The sequence below is a fragment of the Salinarimonas soli genome, assembly GCF_008386575.1.
Taxonomy (GTDB): domain Bacteria; phylum Pseudomonadota; class Alphaproteobacteria; order Rhizobiales; family Beijerinckiaceae; genus Salinarimonas_A; species Salinarimonas_A soli.
Genome location: NZ_VUOA01000033.1, coordinates 37,248 through 53,204, shown reverse-complemented (window position 1 = coordinate 53,204; position 15,957 = coordinate 37,248). Strand labels below are relative to the sequence as shown.

The 15,957-nt window shown below is 72.1% G+C and carries 14 protein-coding genes; 6 read left to right on the top strand and 8 right to left on the bottom strand.

Translation table 11 applies throughout. The annotated features are described in order from the left end of the window. The first annotated feature begins 248 nt into the window (after positions 1-248). The 3 genes from F0L46_RS18050 to F0L46_RS18040 all read left to right on the top strand — a co-directional run bounded on the left by F0L46_RS18050 (position 249) and on the right by F0L46_RS18040 (position 2,713). Positions 249-701, top strand: a complete 453-nt coding sequence (locus F0L46_RS18050) for an NUDIX hydrolase (protein ID WP_149820109.1) — start codon at positions 249-251, stop codon at positions 699-701. An 89-nt stretch (positions 702-790) separates the two neighbouring features. Next, a complete protein-coding gene (locus F0L46_RS18045; RefSeq protein WP_149820107.1) occupies positions 791-1,624 on the top strand; it encodes a universal stress protein in 834 nt (277 codons plus the stop codon). A gap of 111 nt (positions 1,625-1,735) precedes the next feature. Then, positions 1,736-2,713 carry a tripartite tricarboxylate transporter substrate-binding protein gene (locus F0L46_RS18040; protein WP_149820105.1) on the top strand — a complete coding sequence of 326 codons (978 nt, stop codon included), beginning with the start codon at positions 1,736-1,738 and terminating at the stop codon, positions 2,711-2,713. A 253-nt stretch (positions 2,714-2,966) separates the two neighbouring features. Here F0L46_RS18040 and F0L46_RS18035 read toward each other — a convergent pair whose 3' ends face one another. The 4 genes from F0L46_RS18035 to rocF form a co-directional block, all read right to left on the bottom strand. Beyond that, on the bottom strand, positions 2,967-5,003 hold the full coding sequence (locus F0L46_RS18035; RefSeq protein WP_149820103.1) for a TRAP transporter permease: 2,037 nt from the start codon (positions 5,001-5,003) through the stop codon (positions 2,967-2,969). Between the two features lie 187 nt (positions 5,004-5,190). Beyond that, positions 5,191-6,180: a TAXI family TRAP transporter solute-binding subunit gene (locus F0L46_RS18030; protein ID WP_149820100.1), complete on the bottom strand. Its 990-nt coding sequence runs from the start codon at positions 6,178-6,180 to the stop codon at positions 5,191-5,193. Positions 6,181-6,593: 413 nt separating this feature from the next. Then, positions 6,594-7,799 carry an ornithine--oxo-acid transaminase gene (gene rocD, locus F0L46_RS18025; RefSeq protein WP_149820098.1) on the bottom strand — a complete coding sequence of 402 codons (1,206 nt, stop codon included), beginning with the start codon at positions 7,797-7,799 and terminating at the stop codon, positions 6,594-6,596. Continuing rightward, positions 7,796-8,782: an arginase gene (gene rocF, locus F0L46_RS18020; RefSeq protein WP_149820096.1), complete on the bottom strand. Its 987-nt coding sequence runs from the start codon at positions 8,780-8,782 to the stop codon at positions 7,796-7,798. Before rocF ends, rocD begins: the two co-directional genes overlap by 4 nt. A gap of 156 nt (positions 8,783-8,938) precedes the next feature. On the opposite strand from rocF, the gene F0L46_RS18015 reads away from it, so the two are divergent. The 3 genes from F0L46_RS18015 to F0L46_RS18005 all read left to right on the top strand — a co-directional run bounded on the left by F0L46_RS18015 (position 8,939) and on the right by F0L46_RS18005 (position 10,508). Beyond that, positions 8,939-9,370 (top strand): Lrp/AsnC family transcriptional regulator, encoded by a 432-nt coding sequence (locus F0L46_RS18015; RefSeq protein ID WP_149820094.1) that lies wholly within the window; start codon positions 8,939-8,941, stop codon positions 9,368-9,370. A 128-nt stretch (positions 9,371-9,498) separates the two neighbouring features. Continuing rightward, a complete protein-coding gene (locus F0L46_RS18010) occupies positions 9,499-10,179 on the top strand; it encodes an AzlC family ABC transporter permease (RefSeq protein WP_149820093.1) in 681 nt (226 codons plus the stop codon). Beyond that, the gene (locus F0L46_RS18005; protein WP_149820091.1) at positions 10,176-10,508 is read left to right on the top strand and encodes an AzlD domain-containing protein; all 333 of its coding nucleotides are present in this window, start codon (positions 10,176-10,178) and stop codon (positions 10,506-10,508) included. Before F0L46_RS18010 ends, F0L46_RS18005 begins: the two co-directional genes overlap by 4 nt. A gap of 7 nt (positions 10,509-10,515) precedes the next feature. Here the strand turns inward: F0L46_RS18005 and F0L46_RS18000 are convergent, their stop codons facing one another. From F0L46_RS18000 to F0L46_RS17985, 4 genes are all read right to left on the bottom strand, one after another. Continuing rightward, positions 10,516-11,544: a hypothetical protein gene (locus F0L46_RS18000; RefSeq protein ID WP_149820089.1), complete on the bottom strand. Its 1,029-nt coding sequence runs from the start codon at positions 11,542-11,544 to the stop codon at positions 10,516-10,518. 40 nt (positions 11,545-11,584) lie between these two features. Beyond that, positions 11,585-13,237: a M14 family metallopeptidase gene (locus tag F0L46_RS17995; RefSeq protein ID WP_149820087.1), complete on the bottom strand. Its 1,653-nt coding sequence runs from the start codon at positions 13,235-13,237 to the stop codon at positions 11,585-11,587. A 27-nt stretch (positions 13,238-13,264) separates the two neighbouring features. Next, complete coding sequence (locus F0L46_RS17990) at positions 13,265-14,482, bottom strand: MFS transporter (RefSeq protein ID WP_149820085.1); 1,218 nt, start codon at positions 14,480-14,482, stop codon at positions 13,265-13,267. A 279-nt stretch (positions 14,483-14,761) separates the two neighbouring features. Next, entirely contained in the window at positions 14,762-15,928 is a 1,167-nt protein-coding gene (locus F0L46_RS17985) for an acetyl-CoA acetyltransferase (protein WP_149820083.1), read from the bottom strand. Positions 15,929-15,957: the final 29 nt, after the last annotated feature.

Below are 15,957 nucleotides of genomic sequence, written 5' to 3'. Positions count from 1 at the left end.
GGCCCCGGCGCAGGCGCGGATATTGCCGCCGTTGCTGCCGCTGCCGATCGAAGCCTTGCCCGCACGGGCCTCGACATCTGCCCGGCCCGCCGCTGCCCAGCTTTCGCAGGCCGGTTCGACATCTCTCTTCAGGCCGGCGCAAGCACGCGGCCGCAAGATGCTTACGGACCGCCGATCGCGATTGCCGGGCAGGCCGTTTGTTTGCTTAGGTTATTGTGCCGTCATCGACGTCCTGCATATCGATTCGCATGGACACCATCCTCAAGCCCTCGCCCGTCACGCGCACGCAATACGCGGCCCTGCCCTATCGGCGCGACGCCGACGGGGGCTTGCGGCTGCTTCTCGTCACCTCGCGCGAGACGCGCCGCTGGGTGATCCCGAAGGGCTGGCCCATGCGCGGGGTGAAGCCGCACGGGGTCGCGGCGCGGGAGGCCTACGAGGAGGCGGGCGTCGAGGGCGGGATCGGCCGGCGCGGCATCGGCTTCTACTATTACCACAAGCGCCTCAAGGACGGCTCGACCGTGCCGGTCTGCGTCGAGGTCTTCCCGCTGGAGGTCTCGCGCCAGCACGAGCGCTGGCCCGAGCGCGGCCAGCGCACGAGCCGCTGGGCGACGCCGGAGGAGGCGGCGGGCCTCGTCGAGGAGGAGAGCCTCAGCGGCCTCATCCGCGCCTTCGGCGAGATCTTCGGGCCGGGCGCCTGAACGCGAGCGGTTTCGCGCGAAGGCGAATGGACAAGCGTAGGCGTTCGGTCGATCCTTGAGGCCATCCGATGGAAGACCGGGATCCAGCCATGAAGTCCCTTCTCGTCCCGACCGCATCGCACGAGCTGATGCCCTCCGTCCTCGAGACCGCGCTGCTCGTCGGCCGCGCCTTCGAGAGCGTCATCGAGGGTTTCGCGCTCAGGCCCTCCTTCGCCGAGTACATCCCCGTCGACATGGTGACGGGGCTCACCTGGGTGGGCGACGAGGGCGACGACGGCGCGGCGGTGCAGGCCTCGCGGGACACCTTCGTGCGCTTCATGCAGGAGCGCAGCATCCCGCCCGCCGCCAATCGCGGCCACGGCTGGCGCTGGGCGGCCGACGCGCCCCCGGGCGACGCCTTCGTGGGAAGCCACGGCCGGGTCTTCGACCTCGTCGTGCTCGGCCGCCCGGGTCGCGACCGGCAGGCGCCGAGCATGGCGACCCTGGAGGCGGCCCTGTTCGAGAGCGGGCGTCCCATCCTCATCGCGCCGCCCACAGCGCCGACCGCGCTGGGGCGCCGCGTGATGATCGCCTGGAACGGCAGCACGGAGACCGCGCGGGCCACCGCCTTCGCCATGCCCTTCCTCGCCCGCGCGGAGAGCGTCGTCGTGCTCACCGCCGAGGGCGGCACCGTGCCGGGGCCCACGGGCGAGCAGCTCGCGCGCTCGCTCCAGGCCCACGGCATCGCCTGCGAGGCCCGGACCGTGCCCGGCGGCCATATCCGCGGCGGCGGCGAGGCCATCCTGAGCGAGGCGGCCGCCACCGGCTGCGATCTCCTGATCAAGGGCGCCTACACCCAAAGCCGCATCCGCCAGATGATCTTCGGGGGCGCCACGAGCCACATCCTGGCGGAGGCGAGGCTGCCGGTGCTCATGGCGCATTGAGGCGGGCGCACGCGCATTTTCGTTGCCGGGGCGGGCTCATCCGCTACGCTGAACCCCTCAGCGGGGCGAAGACCCCGCGTGAACGACACGGAAACGCACGAGGACATCGCCATGAAACGCTTGCTCACCCTCGCGGCCGCGGCCGCGTTCGGGGTTCTCGGGATCGCCGGGGCCGGGGCCCAGGGCTTTCCAACCCGCACCATCACCCTCGTGGTGCCCTTCGCGGCCGGCGGCCCGAGCGACGCCATCGGCCGGCTCGTGGCCCAGTCCATGTCGCAGACGCTGGGCCAGCAGGTGATCGTCGAGAACGTCGCGGGGGCGGGCGGCACCACGGGCGCGGCGCGCGTCGCCAAGGCCGAGCCCGACGGGCACACCCTCCTCATCCACCATCTGGCGCTGCCCGCCGGCCCCGCCCTCTACAAGAGCCTCGCCTACGACACCCGCACGGCCTTCGAGCCCGTGGGCCTCGTCAATACGGGCCCGATGGCGCTCGTCTCCAAGAAGGACTTCCCGGCGAAGACCGCGAAAGACCTCTTCGCCTATCTCAAGCGCGACGGCGCGAGCGTGAACATCGCCCATGCGGGCGTGGGCTCGAACTCGCATATCTGCGCCGTGATGCTGAGCCAGGCCGTCGGCTTCAAGCCCACCTACGTGTCCTATCGCGGCACGGGGCCGGCGATGAACGACCTCGTCGGCGGGCAGGTCGACGTCTTGTGCGACCAGTCCACCACCGCCGTGCCGCAGATCGAGGGCGGCGCCGTCATCGGCCACGCGGTCACCTCCGCGGAGCGCTTGGCGGTGCTCAAGGACGTGCCCACCAGCGCCGAGGCGGGGCTGCCTGCCCTCGACATGACCGTCTGGCACGGCATCTACGCGCCCGCCGGCACCCCGAAGGACCGGATCGCGACCCTGCACGCGGCGCTCCAGAAGGCGATCGCCGACCCGACCATCGTGGAGCGCTTCGCGGCGGTCGGCACCCAGGTCTATCCGCCGGCCGAGCGGAGCGTGGACGCCCACCGCAAGCGCTTCCTCGCCGAGATCGACCGCATCGCCGAGCTCATGAAGGCGGCGGGCGTCGCGGCGCAGTAGGGCGGCGGCGCTCCTCTCGACGGGTCCGGGCTGCGGATGGCCCCGTCGCGGGGGCTATAAGGCGCCGCTTCGCGGCATCTGAATCCTAGGTCCCGGATCGGCGCTCGCCTTCGGCTGCGCTTGTCCGGGAAAGTGGGCGTGGAGGTTCTGGAGAACCCTTCTGTCACCCTCACCCCACTTTCCCGGACAAGCCTCGCGAAGCGAGGTGCAGATCCGGGATCCAGCGCAAGAATCCGCGCCGCAGGCGCTCCCTCTATCCCGCCACCACGGGCGTCGCGGCGCGCCAGAGGGTCACCTGGCGGATCAGGACGGGGATGAGGATCACCGCGCCAAGGAGCGTCGAGTAGAGCTCCGGCGCCACGAACAGCACCGCCGCCACGGCGAGAACCGCCCGCTCCCAGGCCGCCGTGCGGGTGAGGAGCCAGCCTGTCAGCGCCGCGCCGAGGCATGCGATCCCTGCGACGCAGCCCACGAAGCCGATGGTGAAGTCCGTCCAGTTGAAGCCCTTGGTGACGAGAAGGAGCGAGGGCGAGAACACGAAGACGAAGGGCACCAGCGCCTTGCCGAGCCCTAGCCGGAACGCCGTGTTGCCGGTCTTGAACGGGTCGGCCCCCGCCATGCCGGCCGCCGCGTAGGCCGCGAGCGCCACGGGGGGCGTGATGTCGGCGAGCACCCCGTAATAGAACACGAAGAAATGCGCCACGATGGGCTCGACCCCGAGCAGGCTCAGGGCGGGCGCCGCGATCGTCACCATGATGATGTAGTTCGCGGTGGTGGGGATGCCGCAGCCCATGAGGATGCAGACCACGCCCGTCATGATGAGCGTGAACAGGAGCGTGAGGCTCGTCGTGGACATCAGGCCTGCGGGCACGATCGCCGCCGCGCCATTGGCGAGGCTCGCAGCCGTGGAGGTGACGATGAAGGAGAGCTTGAAGCCCACACCCGTGAGCGTCACCACGCCCACGACGATGCCCACCGTCGCGGCCGCCGCGCCCACCGCGAGCGCGTATTTCGCGCCGTCGCGCAGCCCTTCCAGCACCTCGCCGACGGACATGCGCCGGCGCGGGTTGAGAAGGCCCACCGCGATGCACAGCGTGATGCCCCAGAATGCCGCGAGATAGGGCGTGTAGCCCATGAGCAGGATCGCGATCAGCACGACGAGCGGGATGACGGTGGGCCAGTCGCGCTTCAGCGCCGCCTTGACGTCGGGCATCTCGTCGGGGCGCAGGCCCCGCAGGCCGTTGCGCTTGGCCTCCAGGTGCACCTGCACGAACACGCCGAAGAAGTGCATGAAGGCGGGCACGATGGCGGCGAGGATGATCGTGCTGTAGGGCAGCCCCAGGAACTCGATCATCAGGAAGGCGGCGGCGCCCATGATGGGCGGCGTGATCTGGCCGCCCGTGGAGGCCGCCGATTCCACGGCCGCCGCGAAGTTGCGCTTGTAGCCGAGCCGGATCATCGCCGGGATGGTGAGCGAGCCCACCGTCACGGTGTTGGCCACCGAGGAGCCCGAGATCATCCCGAATAGGGCCGAGCCGAAGATCGACACCTTGGCCGGCCCGCCCGCATAGCGCCCCGCGACCCACGCCGCGCAATCGAGGAAGAGCTGGCCCAGGCCGATGCGCGTGGCGAACACGCCGAACAGCACGAAGTGGAAGACGTAGGTCGAGACGACGCCGAGCGCGATGCCGTAGATGCCCTGGCTCGTGAGGTAGAGGTGGTCGATGAGCTGCGCGAAGGTGGCGCCCGGATGGACCAGGATGCCCGGCATGCTCGGCCCGTAGAGCGCGTAGAGGCAGAACAGGGTGGCGATGATCGGCAGCGGCCAGCCCACGGAGCGGCGCGTCGCCTCGAACAGGAGGAGGATCAGGGTCGCGCCGAGGATCACGTCCGTCCCCGTCGGGTTGCCGACCCGGAAGGCGAGGTCGTCGAGGGGGATCAGCGGCACGTGCAGCACCGCCACCACCGCCGCGATCGCACAGATCCAATCGTAGAGCGGGATGCCGAGAGGGGTGAGGGCGCTCGAGCGCTGCTCCGTCTCGTAGCCGCGCTTCGTGAATGGGAAGACGAGGAAGATGAGGCCGAGCACGAAGGAGAGGTGGATGCCCCGGTGCACCACCTCGTTCAGGATGCCGAAGCCCGCCGTGTAATAGTGGAAGATCGACAGCACCACGAGGAGCCCGCCGACGATCCAGCCGGCGAGCGGCAGGAGCGGCCGGAAGCGCATCTCGGGATCGAATTTCTCCTCGAGCTCGCGGGCCTTGGCTTCGTCGAGTTCCATGGTGGACATTGGGCGCCTGCAACGAAATCCCCCTCCCCCTTGCGGGGAGGGGTTAGGGGTGGGGGTCGAAAAGTCGGAGCGGGAGGCGGGGAGTTGGAGCGCGCAGGCCGTTACAGCCCTGTCTTGGACCGACGGCGGTTGGCGTCCCGACCCCCACCCCTGACCCCTCCCCGCAAGGGGGAGGGGAAGGGTGCCCTTACTTCAGCACGCCCGCCTCGCGATAGAACTTCTCCGCGCCCGGATGGAGCGGAATCCCCAAGCCCGTGGTGGCGGTCTCGGGGCGGATCTGCTTGCCCTTGGCGTGGCCGCCGTCGAGGAGCTTGCGGGTGTCGGGGCTCCAGAGCGCCTTGGTGATGCGGTAGACGAGGTCCTCGGGCTGCTTGGCGCTCGTCACCCACTGGGCGTTGACGGAGATGGTGGGCGTCTCGGCAACCCCGCGATAGACCTCGGCTGGCACCGTGTCCTTGGCGAAGAACTGGTACTGGGAGAGGAGCTTGTCGGCCTCAGGCCCGGCGATCGGCACGAGGGCGATGGCCGTGGAGGTCGCGAGCTCCGAGACGGCGCCCGTCGGATAGCCGCCGACGAAGAAATAGGCGTCGAGGCCGCCGTCCTTGAGCCGCTCGCTCGCGGGGCCGGGCTTCAGGTACTCGGCCTTGATGTCCTTCTCGGTGAGCCCGTAAGCGCCGAGGATCAGGCGCGCGTCGACGATGGTGCCGGAGCCCGGCTCGTCGACGGAGACGCGCTTGCCCTTGAGATCCGCCACCGACTTGATGTTGGCGTCCTTGCGGGCGACGAGGTGCACGGTCTCCGGGTAGAGGGTCGCGATGACGCGCAGGTCCTGCACCTTCGGCCGGCCCTCGAACAGGCCCGTGCCCGTATAGGCCCAATAGGCCACGTCCGACTGCGTGAAGCCGGACTCCGACGCGCCGCCGCCGATGGCGTTGACGTTCGCCACCGAGCCGTTCGAGGCCACCGCCGTGGCGACGACGCCCGGCACGCCCTTGCCGTCCTGGCCCGAGATCGCGTTCGCGATGAGCCCGCCGATCGGGTAATAGGTGCCCGCCGTGCCGCCCGTGCCGATGCGGAAGAAGGCGGGAGCCTGCGCGAGCGCGACCCCGGCGCCGCCGAGCGCCAGAGCGAGCGCGCCCGCGACCGCCGCGCGGCGGCTGATCCTGAACGATGTCATCTGTGGTCCTTCCCTGTCGTTCGACGAGGCCGGTCGAGCGGCCCCGCCTGTCCGGCGGCATGAAATCACCGATCGGGAGCGGCGTCAGCCCGTTTTCGGGGGAAGGATTATGGAAAACTCCCCTCTCCCATGGGGAGAGGGGCCAGGGGTGAGGGCTTGGACGCTGATCCAGGCATCTCCCGCCCCGTTTCTCCCATCCTCACCCTCGTCCTGAGGTGCGAGCGGAGCGAGCCTCGAAGGGCGTTCCAGGGATCACAGGATGGCTGTGGCAGGCGTGGTGCGTGCTTCGAGACGCCCGCTGGCGCGGGCTCCTCAGCATGAGGGGGGTTGGGAGCCCTCTGGTATCAGGTGGTACCCCCTCACCCCCTGGCACTTCGTGCATCCCTCTCCCCCTGGGAGAGGGGAGGCGCGCCTCACACCCCCGCCGTCAGCACCCGCTCGAAGCGCTCCAGGGCCCAGTCCACCTCGTCGCGGGTGATCACGAGCGGCGGCGCGATGCGGATGGTGTGGCCGTGGGTGTCCTTGGCGAGCACGCCCGCGTCCCGCAGGGCCTCGCAGTAGCGCCGGGCGCCGCCGGCCTCGGGGTGGAGCTCGACGGCGAGCATGAGGCCGCGGCCGCGGACCTCGCGCACGATGTTGGAGCGGATGCCCGACAGACGCTCGCGGAAATAGTCGCCCTGGACCTGGGCGTTCTCGATCATGCCCTCCTCGTGCAGCACCCGCAGGGCCGCGCGGGCGACCGCGCAGGCGAGGGGGTTGCCGCCGAAGGTGGAGCCGTGCTGGCCGGGCTTGAGGACGCCGAGCACCTCGGAGTTCGAGAGCACCGCCGAGACCGGATAGAACCCGCCCGACAGCGCCTTGCCCACGAGCGTCACGTCGGCCTCGATTCCCTCGTGCTCCTCGGCGAGCAGGCGGCCGGTACGCCCGAGGCCCGTCTGGATCTCGTCGAGGATGAGGGTGACGTTGTGGCGGGTGCACAGCTCACGCACCGTCTTGAAGTAGCCCGGGGGCGGGATGATCACCCCCGCCTCGCCCTGGATCGGCTCAACGAGGAACGCCACGGTGTTGGGCGTGATCGCGGCCTTCAGCGCGGCGGCGTCGCCGAACGGGATCGGGCGGAAGCCCGGGGCGAAGGGCCCGAAGTTGCGGTGCGCCTCCGGGTCGGTCGAGAAGCCGACGATGCCGAGCGTGCGGCCGTGGAAGTTGTCGGAGCAGACGATGATCTCGGCGGCGTCCTCCGCCACGCCCTTCACCTCGTAGCCCCACTTGCGCACGGCCTTGAGCGCCGATTCCACGGCCTCGGCGCCCGAGTTCATGGGCAGCACCTTATGGGCGCCCGTGAGCGCCGCGATCTCCTCGTAGAAGAGAGCGAGCTGGTCGTTGTGGAAGGCCCGCGAGGTCAGCGTCAGGCGCCCCGCCTGCTCCGTCATCGCGGCGAGGATTTTTGGGTGGCAGTGCCCCTGGTTCACGGCCGAATAGGCCGAGAGGCAGTCGAGATAGCGCCGCCCCTCCGTGTCGGTGACCCACACGCCCTCGCCCCGGCTCAGGACCACGGGCAGCGGCTTGTAGTTATGGGCGCCGAGGCGGTGCTCGGTCTCGAGGAGATCGACGGGCTTCATGGGGCGGACCGGGTCGGGAGGGCGGGAGCGAGCGCGTTGTCTGGGCCGCGGGCGAAAACCTGGCGGCCGAACAGGCTCGAGACGAGGTCGACGGCAAGGCGCGCGCTCTTTCCCCGCTCGTCGAGGTAGGGGTTGAGCTCCACCACGTCGAGGGAGGTGACGAGGCCGGAATCGTGCAGCATCTCCATAATGAGATGCGCCTCGCGGTAGGTGAGGCCGCCCGGCACGTCGGTGCCGACACCGGGCGCGATGGCGGGGTCGAGGGCGTCGAGATCGAAGCTGACATGCAGCATGCCGTTGCGGGCCGCGACCCGCTCCAGGACGCGGCGCATGAGCACGCTCGCGCCGTGCTCGTCGATGAGGCGCATGTCCACCACGTCGATGCCGCGCGCCACGAGGAGGTTGCGCTCGTCGCGGTCGATGGAGCGGATGCCGAAGAGGTGCAGGTTCGCGGGGTCGATGGGGCGGCGCGGCTCGTCGCCGAACACCTCCTCCAGGCCCTCCTCGCCGGCGAGCAGCGCCGCCGACATGCCGTGCATGTTGCCCGAGGGCGTGCTGGCGGGGGTGTTGAAGTCGGCATGCGCGTCGAGCCACAGCACGAAGAGCTCGCGCCCGGCCTCCGCCGCATGGCGCGCCACGCCGTTCACGGAGCCCATCGAGAGGCTGTGGTCGCCGCCTAAGAACACCGGCATGGCGCCGTCCCGCATGGTCTCGTAGGCCGCGTCGCTCAGGGAGCGCGCCCAGGCCGCGATCTCGGCGAGGTTGCGGGCGCGCTCGCCCCGGCCCGACACCTGCGGGGCGGGCGTGCGGGGCGCGACGTCGCCGCGGTCCTCCACGTCGAAGCCGCGCTCGCGCAGGGCCTCCTCCAGCCCCGCGATGCGCAGGGCGGCAGGGCCCATGCAGGCGCCCCTCAGGCTCGCGCCGAGGTCGATGGGAGCGCCGAGCAGGGCGACGCGGGGTTTGGGCGGCGTGTGGGTCTTCATCAACATCCGGCAACTCGCTCGGGCCCGTCCGGTTGCCGGAGGGCGCGCGGTCTGAAACGAGCCCCGATCTTGGCCGGAGCGGATGGCGACGAATAGACGGAAAGGTGCTAAATCCGGCAGATGAATCACGCATTCTGAGGGGCTGGATCGATCACAATGGCAGCTGGGCTCGACGATCTCGATCGGCAGATCATTGCGGCGCTCCGCGCCGACGCGCGGGCGCCGGTGGCTGGCCTCGCGGCGGCGCTCAAGGTGTCCCGCGCCACGGTGCGGGCGCGCATCGACCGGCTGGTGGAGACCGGCACGATCCTCGGCTTCACGGTGGTGCTGCGCGGTGCGGGCGCGGTCGCGCCGGTGCGGGCCATCACGCTCATCGAGGTAGAGGGGCAGGGGGCGGAGCGCATCATCGCGCGCCTTCGCGGCTTCCCGGAGATCCGCAGCCTCAACACCACGAACGGCCGCTGGGACCTCGTCGCCGAGATCGAGACCGACAGCCTGCCCGCCTTCGACGACTGCCTTCGCCGCATCCGCCAGGTGGAGGGCATCACGGCGACGGAGACCAACATCCTCCTGTCGGCGCGCAAATAGATCGGTCGCCCTGCGTCCCGCGCAGGGCTCCCGCCGCCCTGGCCCCCGTGACAGGGCGTGGCCGTGGCCCTATGCCGGAGGGGATGGGACGAGGAGACCCGATGCGCTGGAGGCCTTTCGCGAGAGGGATGCGGGACGCCCTCGCGTTGCCGGCCTGGGTGGTCGGCCTGTCGCTTCTGGGCGTGGGGAGCCTCGCGCACGACGCAGGCTTTCCGGCCGGCGCCGCCGTGCTCTCCACCTTCCTGATCTGGGCGGCCCCGGCGCAGGTGATCCTCTTCGCGGGCGCCGCGGCGGGGACGGCCCTGCCGGTGCTCGCGGTGGCGGTCTGCCTGTCCTCCATCCGCTTCCTGCCGATGACCATGACCATGCTGCCGCTCATCCGGCGGCCGGGGCAGGGGCTCGGCTTCCAGGCCTTCGCGGCCCATTACGTGGCCATGACCCTGTGGGTCGAGGGGCAGCGGCGCCTGCCCGGCATCGATCCGGAGGACCGCCCGGCCTATTATCTCGGCTTCGGCAATGCCTGCATCCTCCTGTCGGGGGCCGCGACCGCGCTCGGCTACCATCTCGTGAGCGCGCTGCCGCTGCCGCTCGCGGCCGCGATCCTGTTCATGACGCCGATCTTCTTCACCATCGCGCTCGTGGGCGGCGCCCGCACCCTCGCCGACGGGCTGGCCCTGGCGCTCGGCGCAGGCCTCGCGCCGCTCGCGACCCTGGTCGTCGGGCGGGATTTCGATCTGCTGGCGGTGGGGCTCGTGGGCGGGACGATCGCCTACATCGTGGGGCGCCGGGCCCGGCGGCGGCGCGCATGAGCGAGGCGCTCTGGCCCTATCTCGTGGTGATCGCCTGCGGGTTCCTGCCGACCGAATTGTGGCGGCTCCTCGCCGTCACCCTGTCGCGGGGGCTCGCGGACGATTCGGAGATCCTGTTCTGGGTGCGGGCGGTGGCGAGCGCGCTGCTTGCGGCCGTGGTGGCGAAGCTCGTGCTCGGGGCCGGCGGCGCGCTGGCCGACGTGCCGCTCGCCGGGCGTCTCGCGGCGCTCGCCGTCGGGCTCGGCGGCTATTTCGCGGCCCGGCGCTCGGTGATCGCGGGGCTCGTGGCGGGCCAGGCGGTGCTCGTGGGCATCGCCTGGCTTCGTTGAGCGGGTGTCAGGCGTCGCCGCGCAACTGCAGGCCGTGGAGCTGGCGGCAGGCGCCGTCGTCGGCGTTGAGCAGGCGGATCACGCGGCCCGAATGGTCGATGCGGCAGCGGATCGGGAAGGTGGCGCCCTGAACGTCGCCCTGCCCGTCGGACAGGGTCAGCAGGCCGTCCTTGACCTCGTAGCGGCCCGTGACCTTGCGGCCGTCGCCGTTGTTGCTGAGCTCGAAGGTGCCGCCCTCCTGAAGCCGGAGCGAGACGGCCTCGGCCTTGTAGCTGCCCGGGGGCAGGCCCCCGGCCGGGTCGGGCGCGCGGGCGGTGCTGGAGGCGTCCGGCAGGGCGCCGGGGCGGGCGCCGGCGGAGCCCGGAGCCGAGCGGCTGCCGCCCGTGGTGCCCGTCGCGCCGGGATCGGCTGCGGGCGCCGCGGCCGTGGGGAACGTGTCGGCGGTGGTGTCGGCGGCCGAGCGGGCGGGGGCCGAGGGCGCCGAGGCGCGGCCCTGGTCGACGGAGCCGGAGAAGGGCGCGTTGGGCGACATGCCCGGCGCGCCGGCCGTCTGCGGGTTCGTGGCGGCGGAGGTCTCACCGGCGGCCCGGGCGGGGGGCGCGTTCGGCGCGCCGGCGTCGGTGGTGGCGCCGCTCAAGGGAGCGGCGGCGGCCGTGGTGCTCGGCTGGGTGACGCTCCCGGAGGAGGCGCCGGACGAGGCGGTCGCCGGAGGCGACGCGCTCGGCGCGGTGCCCACCGTCGGGCTGCCGTTCAGCGCCGAATTGGCCGAGCGCGAGCCCGCCGCGTCGGGCGCCGAGGTGCCCGAGGCATGGGTGCTCGAGCCGGGGCTGTTGAGGGCAGGGGGCGAGCTCCCAGGCGAGGCGGCGCTCGGCATCCCGGCGAGCTCGCCGCTCGCGGGCTTGCCGGGCGCGTTCGTCGCGGATTGCGCCGTGCCGGTGGACGACGACGCGGTGGTCTGGGCGTTCTGCTCCTCGCCGCCGCAAGCGGTAAGGGCCATCAGGGCCAGGGCGGACGTGAGCGTCAGCGCGACGCGCATCGGCGGTTCTCCTCGGATCGGGACTGAATCGGTCACGTCGTCAACGGCCGAGAGAGGGCTTCGTTCGCGCCTGGTCCTCGTTGTCGCAGCCGGAGGGACCGCCGGGTGCGAGCGGCGGGCGCGCCGGCACCCGGTAGACGGGCGGCTCGCCGGCCTCGGAGACGGGCACGAGCCCCACGCCCACATGGCTCCCGGGGCTGTCGGGCTCCAAAGCCGCCGCGATCACCGCGGAGAGCGGCTGGGCCATGGGCACGAAGAGCGCGTCCGGGGAGGGAGCGAGGCCGCGCGGCTCGACGGCGATCGCGACCGCGCCATCGGGATTGATGCTCTCCCGGTTCACCGGGCCCGCCTTGGCGGCCACCCGGAACGCTTCCACCGGCACGGGGCCGCCCTCGCCAAGCCGGCAGAGCACGGCGCCGCGCAGGCGCAACGCCTGGATCGCGGGCGCGGCGGCGGGCTCCAGGAGATAGCCCGCCGGGCGGGGGCGCGTCGCCGTCACGGTGGTGCGGCGCGAATCCTGGAGGTCGACAGGGACGGGCTTGTCGGCGCCCGTGACGGGATCGACGAGGGGGATCGTCTCAGGGACGGTGGCGATCGAATAGGCGACGACGAGGGGGCCGGGATCGGCGGCGAGCCCCGCGCGGGCGGCGGCCGTGGCGGCGCGGATCCCCGCCGGGTCCGCGGCGGCGCGCTCCAGCACGGCCTTGGCCGCAAGGTAATGCGTCGCGACGCGGCGCTGGTAGCCCTCCATCCCGATCCCGATGCCGCGGGTCTCGACGAGGAAGGAGAGGGCGCCCGCAAGCCCGAAATTGTTGCGCGAGATCCCCGGCGCGTTGCCGCCGAGCGAGACGGTCCGCCGGTCCGCGCGCCCCGTCGCCGTGTGATAGACGAAGGAGGTGAGGCCCCGCTCGCGCAGGCCCGCCGCGATGGCGGGCAGGAAGACCTCGCCCGCAAGCCGGCTCAGGGCCGCCGGGGTCTGGGGATGGGTGGCGGAGAGGAGCATGGCGTCGCTCTTCTGCAGGCCGCCGAAGCGGGCAAGCCACGTGCCGGCCACCTGGAACTCGTGGTGGTCCACCACGACGTCGGGCGGCAGGTCGACCATGCGGGCGTGGATGGCGCGGATCTCGGGCAGAGTCAGGAGTAGATGGTCGCGGTTCGGGTCGAGCCCGTTGGCCGCGACCCGCATGTCGGCCGCCGCGCCGTCCGGGTTGGCGCGGGGCACCACCACCACGCTCACCCGGTCGAGAAGCGGCTTCAGCTCGCCCCCTGCGAGCGCATGGGCGACGGCGAGCATGGCCTCGCCCCCCGCCGGCTCGTTGCCGTGCTGCTGCCCGATGAGCCAGACGATCGGGCGCGGGAGCGCCCGCACGCCCGCGGCATCGGCCGCGCCCTCCGCCGTGAACACGAGGAAGGGGATGTCCCGCCCCTCGATGGAGCGGCCGAGGGAGCTCAAGGTCACCTCGGGGTGGCGCTCCTTGAGGGCGCGCAGGAAGGCGAGCATCTCGTCCTGCGCCGTGAGCGCGGCGCGGCCGGGCGCGAGGGCGGGCGCGGTGAGCGCGATCGGCACGTCGCCGTAGCGCTCCAGCACGGCGGGCGCCTGCCGGTACTCGCGCCCGCGCGCCGGGCCGGTCTGGGCCATCGTCGGGGCGGCAACGAGCGCGATGGCGGCGGCGAGGAGGAAGCGGGGAGGCATGGATCGGCCCTCGGGAGTGAGGCGATCCTACTCCCCCGCGGCCTGGGCCGCCATGCGCCCGGCGGCGGGTTTCGCGGGCGCCAGGAGGTAGAGCGCCGTCGCGGCCAGCAGCGCCGCCCCGAAGGCGAGGTGGAGGGTCGCGAAGGTGTCGGCGGGGGGCAGGCCCGCGGCCTGCGAGCGCGCGACGAAGGCGCCCGACAGGATCTGGACGAGCCCCGCGCCGCCCATGAACACGAAGTTCATGGCCGTCACGCCCCGGCCGAGGAGCCGGGCGGGGAAGAAGCGGCGGGCATGGGCCATGATGATGCCGTAGGTCATCCCCGTCATGCCGAGGGCCGCGAGCAGGGCGACGGCCGTGGCGCCGCTGGTGTGGCCGGTGGAGCCCAGCGCCAGGAAGAGCGCGCCCGTGGCGGCGGACCCCGCGAGCGCCGTGCGCTTGGGGTCGCCCACCAGCCGCTCGATCGGCCCGTAGGCCAGCGCGCCCGCCGACATCGCCACCGCCATGGCGAAGGCGGCGTTGCCCCGCGCGAGGGCGTCGAAGCCGTGGACCTGGGACAGGAAGGGCGCGATCCACAGGCTGCGGGTCGCCACCACGACGGCGTAGCTCACGAGCGTCACCGGCACGATGAGCCAGAGCGCCCGCATGCCGGCGATCTCCCTGAGGCCGCCGAGCAGCGTGCCGCCCTGCCCGCCCTCCAGCCGCTCGGGATCGCGCAGGGCCAATGCGACGAGGAGCGCGCTCGCGGCCGTGATGCCCGCCATGCCGGCGAGCGCGGCGCGCCAGCCGAAGGCCTCGGCGGCGAGCGCGAGCGGCGTCGCGCCGAGCAGGTTGCCGGCATTGCCGAGCCCGATCACGAGGGAGGAGAGCATGGCGAAGCGCTCGGGCGGGTAGATCCGGCCGAACAGGTAGAGGCTCCCCATGAGGACGGGGGCGCAGCCCAGGCCGATGAGGCTCATGGCGGCGAGGCACTCGGCCTTGGACGAGGCGGCCGAGAGCCACGCCGCTCCCGCCACGGCCGCGATCATGAACACCGACACCGTGCGCCTGGGCCCGAACCGGTCGAGGGCCCAGCCCACCGGGAACTGCCCCAGCGCGAACGCGGCGAACCACGCCGCCGACACCTGCCCCAGATCGGCGGGCGACAGGCCGATGTCCCGGTTGAGGTCCACCGCCACGATGGCGAGGAACGCCCGGTAGAACTGGGAGAGGGTGTAGGCGGCGAGGAGGATGAGGAAGGCGCGCAAGGGCGGGGGCTCCCCCCTCTCCCGGAGGGGAGAGGGGTCGGGGGTGAGGGTGGCCAGGTCGTGAGGTTCGCTGGCCCCCTCCGCCTGTCATGGCCCGGCTTGTCCTTCGACGGGCTCAGGGTGAGGCCGGCCAAACAGCCGACGCGTGAGCCTGGGTCCCCGGGTCAAGCCCGGGGATGACGGGGGTGGGGCGGTTGGGTGGCGCGACGCGATCGGCCGCCCACCCTCACCCCCTGGCACTCCGTGCATCCCTCTCCCATCCGGGAGAGGGGGGCAACGTCACTTGATCCGCTCGAGGACGCTCACGTAGTTCGCCACCGCGGCGCCGCCCATGTTGAAGATGCCGCCGAGCTTCGGGTTCTTCACCTGGATGCCGCCCGCCTCCTCGCACAGCTGCATGGCCGAGAGCGCGTGCATCGAGACGCCCGTGGCGCCGATCGGGTGGCCCTTGGCCTTGAGGCCGCCCGAGGGGTTCACGGGAAGCCGGCCGTCGCGCTGCGTCCAGCCCTCCAGCGCCGCGCGGGCGCCCTGGCCCGGCGCCGTGAGGCCCATGGCCTCGTACTCGATGAGCTCGGCGATGGTGAAGCAGTCGTGGGTCTCGACGAAGGAGAGGTCGGAGAGCGCGATGCCGGCGCGCTCCAGGGCCTGCTTCCACGCGACCGCGCAGCCCTCGAAGGCGATGATGTCGCGCTTCGACATCGGCAGGAAGTCCTGGGCGTGCGCGGTGGAGCGGAAGGCCACCGCCCGCTCCATGCCAAGGCCCGTCTCCACATCGGTGAGCACGATCGCCGCGGCCCCGTCGGAGACGAGCGAGCAGTCGGTGCGCTTCAAGGGGCCGGCGACGAAGGGGTTCTTCTCCGATTCCTGGCGGCAGAACTCGAAGCCGAGATCCTTGCGCATCTGGGCGTAGGGGTTGTCGACGCCGTTCTTGTGGTTCTTGGCGGCGATGGTGGCGAGCGCGTCCGACTGGTCGCCGTGGCGCTGGAAGTAGCGGCCCGCGATCTGGCCGAAGACGCCGGCGAAGCCCGCGGGCGTCTCGCCGTCCTCAGGCAGGTAGGAGGCCTTGAGCAGGTTCTTGCCGATCTCGGGGCCGGGCGTGCGCGTCATCTGCTCGACGCCGACCACGAGCACCACCTTGGAGCGCTTGGCCTCGATGGAGGTGATCGCCTGGTGGACGGCGGCCGAGCCGGTGGCGCAGGCGTTCTCGACGCGCAAGGCCCGCTTGAAGCGCAGGTCGTCGCTCGCCTGGAGCACCAGGGAGGCGGTGAAGTCCTGCGGGCTGAAGCCCGCGTTGAAGTGGCCGAGCACGATCTCGTCCACGTCCCGGGCCTCGATCCCGGCATGGGCCAGGGCGTCCTGCGTCACGCGCACGACGAGGCTCTCCACGGTCTCGGTGTCGAGCTTGCCGAAGGGGGTATGGGCCCAGCCCACGATGGTGGCGGTCACGGCGGCGTCCTCCGTTGCGTCGGTTGCCC